The organism is Microbacterium resistens (assembly GCF_021172025.1).
In the GTDB taxonomy this organism is placed as follows: domain Bacteria; phylum Actinomycetota; class Actinomycetes; order Actinomycetales; family Microbacteriaceae; genus Microbacterium; species Microbacterium resistens.
On record NZ_CP082781.1, the window covers coordinates 2918820 to 2931459 of the forward strand.

Sequence of the window (12640 nt, forward strand, 5' to 3'; positions counted from 1 at the left end):
CTGCAGGATCCGGGCGGGTGCCGACGGCGCCCGCCCGGGCCGATCGGAAGGGGAAGCCATGTCGCATCGGGTCGACGTCTCGTCCGCTGCCGCCGCGCTGCTGCGGGAGCTCGCGGAGCGGCACGGTCCGCTCATGTTCCACCAGTCAGGCGGCTGCTGCGACGGGTCGTCGCCCATGTGCTATCCGGTCGGGATGTTCCTGACCGGTCCGGGAGATGTGCTCCTCGGGGTTCTCGACGTGCCGGGGATCGATCCCGTCGAGGTCTACATGTCGGAGGCGCAGTTCGAGTACTGGAAGTACACGCACCTGACGATCGACGTGGTGCCGGGGCGCGGCGCCGGGTTCAGCGTCGAGGCGCCGACGGGGATGCGGTTCCTGATCCGTTCGCGCATGCTCGAGCCGGCGGAGCTCGTGCGGCTCGGCCTGGCCTGACGCGGAGGGGGCGTCAGAGCGCGATGAGGAGGGGGACGACGAGCAGCAGCAGCGGGCCGAGGAGCGTGAGTGCGAGGACGCCGAGCACGATCGCGATCGCCACCCACGGCCCGGTCCGCCGCAGGCGCTGACCGGGCGGAGCCACGCCGGGCGGAGGGGGTGTGAGCAGGTCGGGCGGCGGCGTGAACGGGAGGGCGGGAGCGGCGAACGTCCCCGGGCCGCCCGCGGCCGGCAGCGGTGCGGACGCGCCCGCCGCCGCGGGTGCGCCGGAGGGAAGAGGGCCGGGCGCCGCGGCCGGGGGAACGGCCGGAAGCCCGCGAAGGCGGTCGTCGCGCCACCGCGCCCACTGGTCGAGCTTGGTGAGGAGCGCGCCCACGGCGCCGAACAGCCACGCCCACGTCGCCGGATCCAGCGTCGAGGCCGGTCGAGGCGTGTAGAGGAACAGCCAGTCGTCCACGATCTCGACGTCGAGCTGCGCGGCGTGGTCGATGAAGCGCACCATCACGTCCGGGGTGAACAGGTACAGCGCGTCCGTCTCGTAGCCGGTGGGGCAGTAGAGGGAGAAGTAGCGGTCGAAGTCGCCCTCCAGCGAGAGCCGCTGCTCCTTCCGGAAGGAGGCGGGCAGGTTGCTGCCCAGCGTGTTGTTGCCGAGCGCGTCGAGCACGATGTGCGGCAGCGGGACGTCCAGCTTCACGGCGACGTAGCCCCAGTGGTGGGTGGTCTGGTTCTTCCCGGACCCGGTCGTGTACTGGTGGTTGCCGAACTCGACGAACCGCGGCTGCAGCCCGCGGATCGCGTTCGACGCCGCGCGGCCCGATCCCTGGTGGAAGATCATCCCGGGCAGCGGCGGGTTCGGCACCGTGCCGATGTACGCCATGCCGTTCGCCGCAGCGAAGTGGGCGATCCGGTACTGGGCGATGCGTCGGTTGCGGATCGACCGGGAGATCGCGATCCCGATGCCGGCGCCCGCGCCGCCCACGAGCAGGAACATGACGGCCCCGCCGATGAGCGCCCCGACCCCGGCACCCGGGCCGAGCCCGCCGTCCGGAGCACTGCCCGCGGTCGCGCCGAGGGTCACGCCGAGACCCATGGCCATGAGGAACAGGACCGGGACGACGAAGATCGCCACCGCGACGATCGCGATCACGATCCCGGCGATCTGCCCGCCCGACGTCGGGTTCTGCGCCCGCTGTGCCCGGGCGAACGCCGCGACCGCCGCGGGGTCGACGGGGTCGACGAGGGGCCGATGGTCGAAATAGCCGGGCGGCAGGGGCGTGCTCACGCCCCCACGCTAACCTGCCCGCGCCGTCGGGGACGTCAGCTAGCTCCCGGTGACGCGGAGCCAGAGCCAGACCGCGCCGACGACGACGAACACGACGATCCCGATCCACGAGCCGCTGCGCCGCAGGCGCCTCCCCGCGGGTGCGACCCCCGGAGGCGGGGCGAACGGCACGGAGAGCGGCGCGACCGGGCCGGGCACCGCCGCGGTGGAGGCGGGTGCGTCGGCGGGTGCGTCGGCCGGTGCCGAAGGATCCGGGGACGCCGGCGTCGTCGTGGTCCGCAGCCGGTCGTCCCGCCACCGGGACCACTGGTCGAGCTTTGTGAGCACGGCCGCGACCGCGGAGAACGCGGCCCGCCAGACCGGTGTCTCCAGCGTCGCGACCGGCCGCTGCGTGTACAGGAACATCCAGTCGTCCACGATCTCGACGTCGAAGTGCGCCGCGTGGTCCAGGAAGCGGACCATCACGTCCGGGGTGAACAGGTACAGCGCGTCGCGTTCGTAGCCGGCGGGGCAGTAGAGGGAGAAGTGCCGGTCGAAGTCGCCCTCCAGGGACAGCCGCTGATCCTTCGTGAACCGCGCGGGGAGGTTGGATCCGAAGAGCCCGTCGTTGGAGGAGGCGTCCAGGACGATGTTCGGGAGCGGGACGTCGAGCTTGATCGCGATGTAGCCCCAGTGGTGGGTCTGAGCGTTCTTGCCCGAGCCCGTGGTGTACGTGTAGTTCCCGAACTCGACGAACCGCGGCCGGTCGCCCCGCACGAGATCCTCGGCGCGGCGGCTGTGGCCGAGGGAGAAGATCATCCCGGGCAGCGGCGGATCCGTGACGAGCGTCTCGTACGTCATGCCGTTCGCGAGGGCGAACGTGTGCAGGCGGTACCGACGGACCCACCGGGCGCGGCGCGTGGCGAGGAAGCCGATGATCGCGACGGCCGCGACGACGACGAACACCGGCACCAGCCAGCTCCCGCCGTGCGATCCGCCGAGCACGAGAGCGAGCACCGTGGACCCGACGGCGACCACGAACCCGATGGCGATCACCGCGACGACCCACGCGAACACCCGGCCGAGCGGCACCTCCTTCTGGGCGTCGAGCGCCTTCTGCGTGCGTCGGAACTCCGCGAACGCGGCGCGATCGATCGGCGCGGTGAGCGCCCGCGCATCGAACGGGGCCGACGAGGCGGCGGAGGGATCGGTCACCGGTCCACGGTAACCGGGGCCGCGCAGGGACGGAGGGGAACCCGCCGCCCTGCCGCCTCAGCGGTTGACGTCGTCGGCGTCCCAGCGCAGGTCCGCCCCCTCGCGGATCGCCAGGGCCTCGATCGCCGGGTCCGTGCACAGGGCCCGGACCAGCTCCGGGCTCCCGGCGACGACGGTGGAGTCGAAGTCGATCTCGCTCACCATCACCCAGGCGCGGTCTGCGGGCCAGAGGAGGTTCGGGTGGTGCGCCGAGGGCGGGAAGCCGTGCGCCTCGGCGATCCGGTCGCGCCACGGCACGTCGAGGATCCAGTCCGGGTCGGAGAAGGAGCGCGGTGACGCGGTGAACAGCACGTACTCCCGCCCGGGAAGCTCCAGCCGCGGTCCTTCCGAGATCTCGCGGGACAGGATCCCCTCCCGCCACTGCGCCTTGCGGAAGGGGTTGTTGAACGGGTCGTGCGTGCTCTCGGCGAGCATCGCGGCGTGCGCGTTCTCCGCGGGGTCGTCCGAGAACGTGAGGAACGATCGGCCGTTGCTGCCGTACGCGCCCAAGAGTCCGCCGTAGCCTGCCCACACGCCGACGACGCCCTCCTCCGGGGTCGTCGTGTGCGCGGCCAGGTGCGCCGCCACCGGGGCGAGGTCCTCGGGAGACAGCTCACCCTCGGCCGGTGCCGTGAACTCGCGTCCGTCCGGCGCGTGCCGGGTGCGCCAGTCCTCACCTTCCGGGGTCTGTACGAGACGCTGCCACTGCGCGAGCGGGTGCACTGTGGTCCCGAACGCCGCGGCGGTCTCCGTCCAGGTCGCGCGTCGGTCCTCCGTCAGGCCGAACAGCCGCTGGCGCTCGTCCTCGGTCGTCGCGTCCCACTCCTCCGCGGTGGGGACCGGGCGATCGGGCAGGGTACGGACGGCGGCGGGATGGAGGATCCGCGCGTAGGCGGGATATCCGCGGGGCACCACGCCGTGCATCGTCGCGTGCCCGTCGTCGAGCCGTTCGCGGAGCCAGCCTCCCGCGGCGGCGGGATCGGGGATCCAGGCGGACGCGGGGCCGTGGCCATCCCAGGATCGGTCGGCGGAGCGGTCGGATCCGGTCGCGGGCGAACTCATGCCCCCACGCTACGCAGGCCTGGCCCGGCGCGCACGCGTCATCCGCCGTTCACCTCGCCGTCTCCGGCCCGTCAGCCGTCCGCGTCATGATCGACGCCGTCCCGTCCCCGTCGTTCTGGAGCCCTGTGCGCGCACCGCTGGTCACCGTCGTGCTCCCCGCTAAGGACGCGGGGGCGTACATCGGCACCGCGCTGGAGACGCTGACCCGTCAGTTCGACGATCCTCGCGATCTTCAGCTCGTCGCGATCGACGACGGCTCCGCGGACGACACCGGCGCGCTCATGGCGCATTATGCCGAGCGGTTCCCGCACGCCGAGGTGATCCGCAACGACCATCCGCTCGGCCTCGCGACCGCCCGGAACCAGGGGCTCGACCGCGTGGCCGCGGACGCGTTCTGCTTCCTGGACGGCGACGACTGGATGCAGCCGCGCCGGCTGCCCGTACTCCATGCGGCGCTGCGCATGCAGGAGTGCGACTTCGTCCGCACCGATCACGTGACGGTCACGGAGGGGGAGAGGGCTCTCGTGCGCGCGCCCTTTACGCGTCGCGGAGTACCCGCTGATCCGCGGGACGGCGTCCTCCCCGAGGACGACACGACCATGGTCGACTATCCGTATGCCTGGGCGGGCATGTTCCACCGGCGGCTCATCGACTCCGGTGTCGCCCGGTTCCGGGACGGGCTCTTCACCGCGGAGGACCGGCCGTGGATCTGGAGGCTCCACCTGGAGGCGACCTCGTTCGCGGTGGTGGACGCGCCCCACCTCCTGTACCGCCGCGGCATGGACGGCTCGCTGTCGCGCACGACCGACCGGCGTCAGCTCGACGTGGTTCCCGCGCTCGCCGAGGTGATCGACCTCGTCCGCACCGACAGGGATGCCGAGCGCCTGCTTCCGAAGGCGGTGGTCACCGTGCTCGCACTCAGCTCGCACCACCTGGTCCGCGCCCGGCGGATGGAGGCGGGCCTGCGCCGTGAGCTCCGCGCGGGAATCCGCGGGCTGCTGGCGCGCCTCCCCGCGGAGGAGGTCCGCGCCGCGATCCCGAGGATCGGCGGCCCCCGCCGACGGGTGCTGGCGCGCCTCCTGCGAGAGGCGGAGCACGGATGATCGACGTCTTCGCGCTGCACAGCCCGTACGGCCTCATGACGGCCGTCGCCGCCATCGACGCGGGGCTGGTCCCTCCGACGGCCGTCGCTGACGGCGCGGTCGTCGCTCCCCGACGGGTGCTCCTCGCCGTGGGGTCGTCGGCGGTGCCGGAGACCGCGCCCGACCTCGCCGCGGATCCCGCGTGGCGCACGCTCCGGGACCGATTCGATCGCGTCGAGTCGCTGAACGCGCTCGTGGACCCGCACCACCCGCGCGACTGGACCCCCGCGGAGCAGGATCATCCGATGCTCGGCCGCCTGCTGCGGCGTGCGTGGGACGCGGAGACGCAGCGGATCCGCCTGTTCGTGCAGAGCCCCCAGGTGGCGCCGGCGCGCACGCTGATGGCCCTCTTCGACCAGGCCGAGATCCTCGTCGTGGGCGACGGGCTGATGACCTACTCTCCGATCCGCGACCGGCTGCCTCGTCAGGTCACGGAGCGGATCGCCGGCGTGATCCATGCCGACGTGGTCCCCGGGGTCGTGCCGCTGGTGTTCGTCGAGACCGGGGCTCCGCGGATCCCCGTGCCCTCGTCCGCCCTGCGCGCGGTGATCGACGAGGTGGACGCCGGATCCGACGCGCCCGTCCGTCCTGCCGGGGGAGAACCGGTCGCCCTCGTGCTCGGGCAGTACCTGGCCGCGCTCGGCCTCGCCACTGAGGCGGAGGAGCACGAGATGCAGGCGCAGATGGTCGATCGCGCCGCCGAGTGGGGTGTCGCGGGGATCGTCTTCAAGCCCCACCCCGCCGCGACGGCGGGTCTGGTCTCGCACGTGCGAGAGCGCGCCGCCGCGCACGGCCTGACCTTCGCCGTCCACGAGGGCGATGAACCGGCCGAGCTCGTCGCCCTCCGGATCGGCGCCGAGGGGGTCGTCGCGGGCTTCTCCACCGCGCTGCCCACCGTGCAGACGCTCTTCGGCGTCCGGATCGCGTCCGCCGGCACGCGGACGGTGCTGCGCGGGCTGACCCCGTATGAGAACAGCAACCGCATCCCGGCCACGATCGTCGACGCGCTCACACGGCGGCGGTCGCCGTACGCGCGCCCGGAGGACCTGCAGCTCCTCGTCGACGCCGTCGGGTACTGCATGCAGCCACGGATCCTCGCGGCGCTGCGTCCTCGGGCTGAGGAACTGCTGCGGCGACTCGGCCGCGTGGAGATCGCGCGGTACTTCGATCCCGAGCGCCTTGCCGCGCTCGATCTTCCCGGCGCCCCGGCGCCGACGTGGCGCGATCGGGCCCGCCGCCGGGTCGGGCTCGGCCCCGCGCTCGTGGACACGGGGGGCGTCTCGCGGCTGGAGCAGGTGGGGCTGACGATCCAGGGCGCGCGCCGGCGCGCGGCCCGCGTATGGAGGACGGTGCGAGGGCGATGACGACGGGGCGCCCCACGGGGCGGATGCCGGGGGTACGGGTGCGCGCGGGCCGATCGACGAGCGGGGCTCTCTCGTGAGTGCGGGGAGCGCGGACACGCCGCCGCGGGGTCTCACGGCCGCGATCATCCCGGCGCGCGGCGGGTCCCGCGGCATCCCGCGCAAGAACCTGCAGCGCGTGGGAGGTCTGACGCTCGTGGAACGCGCCGTCCGCGCCGCGGCCGCGGCGGAGGGCGTCGACCTCGTCGTCGTCTCGACGGACGATCCGGAGATCGCCGCGGTCGGACGCGCCGCCGGCGCCCGCGTGGTGGATCGCCCGGCCGACCTCGCGAGCGACACGGCGTCGTCGGAGAGCGCGCTCCTGCACGCTCTGGACGAGCTGGAGGCTGCGGGGCTCGGGATCGAGGTCGTGGTGTTCGTCCAGGCGACCTCGCCGTTCCTCCCCGTGGACGGGATCGCCCGTGCCGTGGCGGATATCCGCTCCGGCCGTTTCGACAGCGTCTTCGCCGCGCACGAGACGTACGGGTTCCTCTGGCGGCGCGGGCCGGACGGCACGGCTGAAGCCGTGAACCACGACGCCGCCTTCCGACCGCGCCGGCAGGATCGCGCGCCGGACCACCTCGAGACCGGCGCCTTCTACGCCTTCCGTGCCGACGGCTTCCGCGCCGCGCAGCATCGCTTCTTCGGGCGGATCGGGGTCGTCGTCGTGCCCGAGAGCACGGCGATCGAGATCGACGTCCCCGCCCAGCTCGCGGCGGCCGACGCGCTGGCCGGCGTCCTGGCTCCCGCGTCTCCGGGAGGAGGATCGCCCGATCCGATCGGCGGCGAGCCGGTTCCTGCCCGTGCGCTGGTGACGGACTTCGACGGGGTCCACACCGACGACACCACCTGGGTGGACCAGGACGGGCGGGAGAGCGTCCGGGTGAGCCGGGAGGACGGCATGGGCGTGGCCCGGCTGCGGGCGGCGGGTGTGCCGGTTCTCATTCTCTCCACCGAGGTCAATCCGGTCGTGTCCCGGCGTGCGGAGAAGCTCGGGGTCCCCGTCCTTCAGGCGGTGGGCGACAAGGGGGCCGCGCTCGCCGCGTGGGCGCGGGAGCAGGGGGTGGATCTCGCGGACGTGGCGTACGTCGGCAACGACGTGAACGATCTCGGCGCCCTCCGGATCGCGGGATGGCCGGTCGCGGTCGCGAACGCGCATCCCGACGTGCGGGCGGCGGCCCGGGTCGTCCTCGCCCGCTCCGGCGGGTCCGGCGCGGTCCGCGAGATCGCCGAGCGCATCCTCGCGTCCGGTCGTTGAGCGAGCGCAGCGAGACGAAACGCCCCCGCCCTGCGCACCGCTCCGGACCCGACACGCACGCGTCGCCGCGGAGACACGCCGGCGTCGCTCGGTGTTCACCCCCGGTGCGTAAGCCGGAGGGGAGCGAACGGAGACGCACATGACCGTCAGCATCGGATCGCGCGTGGTGGGCGGGGGGAACCCGGTCTACGTGATCGCCGAGATCGGCCTGAACCACAACGGCGACGTCGAGCTCGCCAAGAAGCTCATCGACGTCGCGGCCGCCGCGGGAGCGGACGCCGTGAAGTTCCAGAAGCGCACCCCGGAGATCGCCACGCCCGAGCACATGCGCGACACCCTGCGCGAGACGCCGTGGGGCACCATGACCTACCTGGACTACCGCCGGAGGGTGGAGTTCGGCCGGGACGAGTACATCGAGATCGGCGACCACGCGACGCTCGCGGGTCTGCACTGGTTCGCCTCGCCGTGGGACGTCCCGAGCGTCCGCTTCCTGGAGGAGCTCGGCGTGGTGGCGCACAAGGTCGCGTCGGCGAGCCTCACCGACCTCGAGCTGCTCGCGGCCCTGCGAGACACCGGCAAGCCCGTCATCCTCTCGACCGGGATGTCCACCATCCCGCAGATCGATCGTGCGCTGGAAGTGCTCGGCACCGACCGGCTCGTCCTGATGCACGCGACCTCGACCTATCCGATGGAGCCGGAGGAGGCCAACCTCAAGGTCATCCCCGCACTGCGCGACCGCTACGCCGGCGTCCCCGTGGGGTATTCCGGTCATGAGCGGGGCCTGCAGATCTCGCTGGCGGCGGTCGCCCTCGGCGCCGTGGCGGTGGAGCGACACATCACGCTGGACCGGGCGATGTGGGGATCCGATCACGCCGCATCACTGGAGCCGACCGGATTGGAGCGCCTCGTGCGGGACATCCGCGTCATCGAGACGGCGCTCGGCGACGGGGTCAAGCGCGTGTTCCCGGGAGAGCACGCGCCGATGGCGAAGCTGCGCCGGGTCCCGGCATGAGCCTGACCGAGCTCGTCGCGCAGGTGGCGCGTCCGGTGATCACGGGCATGTCGCGACCGGATCCGGTGCGTCCGCCCGCCGGCACGGCGGTGCGGCGCGTGGTCGTGATCGCGGACGCCGACTCGTTCGTGAAGTGGGGCGCGGCGCTCGTCGACGAGGTGCGCGGGATCAGCGCGCACCTGCTCCTCGTGCGCACGCCGCTGCGTGTGAGCGGCGACCAGGAGCGCGCGGCGGTCGCCGGGACCCGATTCGCGGCCCCCGGCGCCCGGACGCGGATCGACCTCCGGGAACTGCGCGGCTGGTTGGACTGGGATCGCCCGGACGTCGTTGTGCTCGCGGGCCGCGGCCCGCTCATCCGTCTGCTCCAGCGCGAGATCGACCGGCTCGTCGAGCGCCCCGTGGTCGTCACCGGGCTTCCCGGGGCGTCGGTGCCGGCGCTGCGCGGCGCGCTGTCCTATCGCGCGCACAGCGATCTGGTCGTGGTGCACTCGCATCGCGAGCGCCGCGCCTACCGCGAGCTCGCGCGACGGATCCGCGTCGACGTGCCCATCGCCCTCGCCACGCTGCCCTTCGCCCGGACGGCTGGCGGCCTCGGCGCGTCGGGGGCCGAGCCGGCGACGGACCTCGTCTTCGCCGCGCAGGCGCTCGTTCCCTCCTCCCGAGAAGACCGTGCACGGATCGCGGGGATCCTGCGGCGGGCGGCCCTGGCCGAGCCCTCCCGGCGCGTGGTCGTCAAGCTCCGTGCCCGGCCGGGGGAGGCGCAGACCCACGCCGAGCGCGACGGCTATCCGGAGCTGATCGCCGCCATCGGTCCGGTGCCGCCGAACCTGGTGTTCTCGTACGGCTCGATGCGGGAGGCCCTCGCGCGGGCCGAGGGCCTCGTGACGATCGGATCGACCGCGGCCATCGAGGCGATCGCGGCCGGGGTCCCCGTGATCGCCCTGGATCTGTTCGGCTTCGACAAGGCGCTGCTGAACACTGTCTTCGCGGACTCCGGACTGCGCGGAGGGGAGGAGGACGTGGTCGCCCGCCGATTCCGTCGCCCGGATCCGCGCTGGCTCACGCAGAACTACTTCCACGACCCGGCGGAGTCGGATTGGTGGGCGACGACCCGACGGCTGGTCGCGCAGCGTCGTCGCGGCGCGCTGGCTCCGCGGACGGCACCCGCGCCGCGCGGTGGGCCGCTCCACGCGGCGTGGCAGCGCAAGAGCGTGCTCGGCGCCGAGGACCGCACGCTCTCCGGAGCCGTCGCCCTCGTGCTCGGCACTCCGGTCGTGCGTGCGATCGTCGCCGTGCGGCGGTGGCGCGGGCGTCGCGGGATCGGAGCCTGGACGCACGCCGCGAGCGACTTCACCCTCTCGCCCTCTCCGCACCGCGACCGCGTCCGCCCTGCCCGCTGATCCCCTGCTCCCCGCCTGCCCCCTCTCGTCCTGCGGAGATCGCCTGCGGAGTTCACATGGATCTGCGGAGAACCCGCGGATCAGCGGGGGTTCTCGGTGAGTTCCTCCGCAGGTACGGTCCCTCTCCGCGGTAAGGAAAGGAGCCGATCCACATCGCCGGAGATCCGCCGCATCGACGGAGTTCGCACGGAGCTGCGGAGATCCCCGGCGGATTCGTCCGCAAAGGTGGGGGTTCTCCGTGAGAGCCCGACGGGCGCGGTCAGCAGGGCGGGGGGATCTCCGCTAGACTGTTGTGGTTGTCTGCCCGGGAGTCATCGACTCTGAACGGCGGACACGTGCAACACACCCTCCTGCTTCCGGGAAAGTCCCGGGAGCCGTTCTAGTCCGAAGGAGGTGGGTAAGTGACGCACCAGTACGAGCTCATGGTCATTCTGACCCCTGAGCTGGACGAGCGCCAGGTTGCCCCCAACCTCGACAAGTTCCTGAAGGTCATCACGAACGATGGTGGCTCGATCGACAAGGTCGACGTCTGGGGCAAGCGCCGTTTCGCCTACGAGATCAACAAGAAGAGCGAAGGCATCTACGCCGTCGTCAACTTCACCGCGACGAGCGAGGCCACGCAGGAGCTCGACCGCCAGCTCAAGCTGAGCGAGCTCGTGTTCCGCACCAAGGTCCTGCGCGCCGAGGAGGCCCAGGCCATGGTCGCCGCCGAGGCGAAGCGCGCCGAGGAGAAGGCCGCCCGCAAGCCCAAGGTCGCGAAGGCGTAATCCCCATGGCCGGCGAAACCGTCATCACCGTGGTGGGCAACCTCACCGCCGACCCCGAGCTGCGCTACACGCAGAACGGGCTGCCGGTGGCGAACTTCACCATCGCGTCGACGCCGCGCACCTTCGATCGTCAGGCGAACGAGTGGAAGGACGGCGAAGCGCTGTTCCTCCGCGCGTCGGTCTGGCGCGAGTTCGCCGAGCACGTGGCGGGTTCGCTGACGAAGGGCATGCGCGTCGTGGCCCAGGGTCGTCTGCGCCAGCGCTCCTACCAGGACCGCGAGGGCAACAACCGCACCGCGATCGAGCTGGAGGTCGACGAGATCGGCCCCTCGCTCCGCTACGCGACGGCGCAGGTCACCCGCGCCGCCTCGGGAGGAGCCGGTGGCGGCGGCGGTCAGCGCCCGCAGCAGCAGCAGGTGTCGGAGGAGCCGTGGTCGACGCCCGGCTCGTCCAGCGCCGATGCATGGTCGACGCCCGGCAGCTTCGGCGACGACACGCCCTTCTGATCCCAAACTTCTGAGTCCGGTCCTGAGCCCGTCGAGGGGCCGGAGTCTTCATCACCTAAGGAAATCTCATGGCTGGAAAGTCGAGCGGCGACCGCCGCAAGCCGCGGAAGGGCGCGAAGAACGCCGCTCCCGCGAAGTCCATCCGCGTGGGTGTCATCGACTACAAGGACGTCGCGACCCTCCGCAAGTTCATCTCGGAGCGCGGCAAGATCCGCGCCCGTCGCATCACCGGAGTCTCGGTGCAGGAGCAGCGTCTGATCGCCAAGGCGATCAAGAACGCGCGCGAGATGGCGCTCCTGCCCTACGCCGGCGCCGGCCGCTAAGGGGTACCGACAATGGCAAAGCTGATTCTCACGAACGAGGTCGCCGGGCTCGGTAGCGCTGGCGACGTCATCGAGGTCAAGAACGGGTACGCCCGCAACTACCTCATCCCGCAGGGCTTCGCCGTCGCGTGGACGCGCGGTGGCGAGAAGCAGGTCGAGCAGATCCGCTCGGCTCGCCAGGCCCGTGCGATCCACGACCGCGAAGAGGCCGTGGCGCTCAAGGACAAGCTGCAGGCCGCCAAGGTCCGCCTCGCCGTCAAGGCGGGCGCCGAGGGTCGTCTGTTCGGTTCCGTCAAGACCGGCGACGTCGCGGACGCCGTCGAGGCCGCCGGCATCGGCGCGATCGACAAGCGCAAGGTGCACATCACCTCGCCGATCAAGTCGGTCGGCGAGCACGAGGCCACCGTCCGTCTCCACGAGGACGTGACCGCGGTCATCACCCTTCAGGTCGTCGCCGCCAAGTAAGCGCGACGCCGTACGACAGCCCCCGGGTCCGAGGACCCGGGGGCTTCGTCGTGTCGGCTGCCCACGAGACGCGCCAGGGTCTGACGGGCGCCGCCGTGCGTGACTAGGATCCGGCCAGGCGTCGATCGACCTGCCCGGCCGTCCCGGGGCTCGTCGCCGTCCTCGGCGTGTGCTCGGCGGCGCTCTCGCCGGATGCTCCGCCATGGCCCCGGAGCCGCCGCTGAGCGAGGCCGTGCTCGACGTGCCCGCCGGGGTGCTCTGACGACGTCTCCGGCCTGAAGGATCGGCGGGATGCGATGCGTTCGGCCGTGCTCCTCGCCGCGGAGCTTGCCGACGGCGTGACGGGCGTCTCCGCGG

Annotated in this window: 13 protein-coding genes; 10 read left to right on the forward strand and 3 right to left on the reverse strand. The window is 72.4% G+C overall.

Annotation, left to right across the window (positions count from 1 at the left end):
* Nucleotides 1–58: 58 nt before the first annotated feature.
* A complete protein-coding gene (locus K8F61_RS13785; protein WP_067249129.1) occupies nt 59–433 on the forward strand; it encodes a DUF779 domain-containing protein in 375 nt (124 codons plus the stop codon).
* Nucleotides 434–446: 13 nt separating this feature from the next.
* Here K8F61_RS13785 and K8F61_RS13790 read toward each other — a convergent pair whose 3' ends face one another.
* The 3 genes from K8F61_RS13790 to K8F61_RS13800 are packed head-to-tail and all read right to left on the reverse strand — an operon-like array spanning nt 447 to nt 4010.
* Nucleotides 447–1715, reverse strand: coding sequence for a hypothetical protein (locus K8F61_RS13790; protein WP_231819522.1), 1269 nt, complete (start codon nt 1713–1715; stop codon nt 447–449).
* 39 nt (nt 1716–1754) lie between these two features.
* Nucleotides 1755–2909, reverse strand: coding sequence for a DUF3137 domain-containing protein (locus K8F61_RS13795; RefSeq protein ID WP_231819523.1), 1155 nt, complete (start codon nt 2907–2909; stop codon nt 1755–1757).
* A gap of 57 nt (nt 2910–2966) precedes the next feature.
* Nucleotides 2967–4010 (reverse strand): hypothetical protein, encoded by a 1044-nt coding sequence (locus tag K8F61_RS13800; protein ID WP_231819524.1) that lies wholly within the window; start codon nt 4008–4010, stop codon nt 2967–2969.
* An 86-nt stretch (nt 4011–4096) separates the two neighbouring features.
* Between K8F61_RS13800 and K8F61_RS13805 the strand changes: the two genes are divergently transcribed.
* The 9 genes from K8F61_RS13805 to rplI all read left to right on the forward strand — a co-directional run bounded on the left by K8F61_RS13805 (nt 4097) and on the right by rplI (nt 12283).
* Nucleotides 4097–5113, forward strand: coding sequence for a glycosyltransferase family 2 protein (locus K8F61_RS13805; RefSeq protein ID WP_231819525.1), 1017 nt, complete (start codon nt 4097–4099; stop codon nt 5111–5113).
* Nucleotides 5110–6516, forward strand: a complete 1407-nt coding sequence (locus K8F61_RS13810; protein ID WP_231819526.1) for an alpha-2,8-polysialyltransferase family protein — start codon at nt 5110–5112, stop codon at nt 6514–6516. Before K8F61_RS13805 ends, K8F61_RS13810 begins: the two co-directional genes overlap by 4 nt.
* Before the next feature lie 73 nt (nt 6517–6589).
* On the forward strand, nt 6590–7810 hold the full coding sequence (locus tag K8F61_RS13815) for an acylneuraminate cytidylyltransferase (protein ID WP_231819527.1): 1221 nt from the start codon (nt 6590–6592) through the stop codon (nt 7808–7810).
* 139 nt (nt 7811–7949) lie between these two features.
* Complete coding sequence (locus K8F61_RS13820) at nt 7950–8822, forward strand: N-acetylneuraminate synthase family protein (RefSeq protein WP_231819528.1); 873 nt, start codon at nt 7950–7952, stop codon at nt 8820–8822.
* Nucleotides 8819–10222 (forward strand): DUF6716 putative glycosyltransferase, encoded by a 1404-nt coding sequence (locus K8F61_RS13825; RefSeq protein WP_231819529.1) that lies wholly within the window; start codon nt 8819–8821, stop codon nt 10220–10222. The genes K8F61_RS13820 and K8F61_RS13825 overlap by 4 nt, the downstream gene beginning before the upstream one ends.
* A gap of 401 nt (nt 10223–10623) precedes the next feature.
* Complete coding sequence (gene rpsF, locus K8F61_RS13830) at nt 10624–10989, forward strand: 30S ribosomal protein S6 (protein WP_067245610.1); 366 nt, start codon at nt 10624–10626, stop codon at nt 10987–10989.
* A 5-nt stretch (nt 10990–10994) separates the two neighbouring features.
* Nucleotides 10995–11495 carry a single-stranded DNA-binding protein gene (locus tag K8F61_RS13835; RefSeq protein ID WP_067245612.1) on the forward strand — a complete coding sequence of 167 codons (501 nt, stop codon included), beginning with the start codon at nt 10995–10997 and terminating at the stop codon, nt 11493–11495.
* Between the two features lie 68 nt (nt 11496–11563).
* Nucleotides 11564–11818 (forward strand): 30S ribosomal protein S18, encoded by a 255-nt coding sequence (gene rpsR, locus K8F61_RS13840; protein WP_040168021.1) that lies wholly within the window; start codon nt 11564–11566, stop codon nt 11816–11818.
* 12 nt (nt 11819–11830) lie between these two features.
* Nucleotides 11831–12283 (forward strand): 50S ribosomal protein L9, encoded by a 453-nt coding sequence (gene rplI, locus K8F61_RS13845; RefSeq protein ID WP_067245615.1) that lies wholly within the window; start codon nt 11831–11833, stop codon nt 12281–12283.
* The last annotated feature ends 357 nt before the right edge of the window (nt 12284–12640 follow it).

Coding starts and splice junctions, on each gene's coding strand:
- K8F61_RS13785 (WP_067249129.1), top strand. CDS start 59: ATGTCGCATCGGGTCGACGTCTCGTCCGCTGCCGCCGCGCTGCTGCGG.
- K8F61_RS13800 (WP_231819524.1), bottom strand. CDS start 4,010: ATGAGTTCGCCCGCGACCGGATCCGACCGCTCCGCCGACCGATCCTGG.
- K8F61_RS13805 (WP_231819525.1), top strand. CDS start 4,097: ATGATCGACGCCGTCCCGTCCCCGTCGTTCTGGAGCCCTGTGCGCGCA.
- K8F61_RS13810 (WP_231819526.1), top strand. CDS start 5,110: ATGATCGACGTCTTCGCGCTGCACAGCCCGTACGGCCTCATGACGGCC.
- K8F61_RS13820 (WP_231819528.1), top strand. CDS start 7,950: ATGACCGTCAGCATCGGATCGCGCGTGGTGGGCGGGGGGAACCCGGTC.
- K8F61_RS13825 (WP_231819529.1), top strand. CDS start 8,819: ATGAGCCTGACCGAGCTCGTCGCGCAGGTGGCGCGTCCGGTGATCACG.
- K8F61_RS13835 (WP_067245612.1), top strand. CDS start 10,995: ATGGCCGGCGAAACCGTCATCACCGTGGTGGGCAACCTCACCGCCGAC.
- rpsR (WP_040168021.1), top strand. CDS start 11,564: ATGGCTGGAAAGTCGAGCGGCGACCGCCGCAAGCCGCGGAAGGGCGCG.
- rplI (WP_067245615.1), top strand. CDS start 11,831: ATGGCAAAGCTGATTCTCACGAACGAGGTCGCCGGGCTCGGTAGCGCT.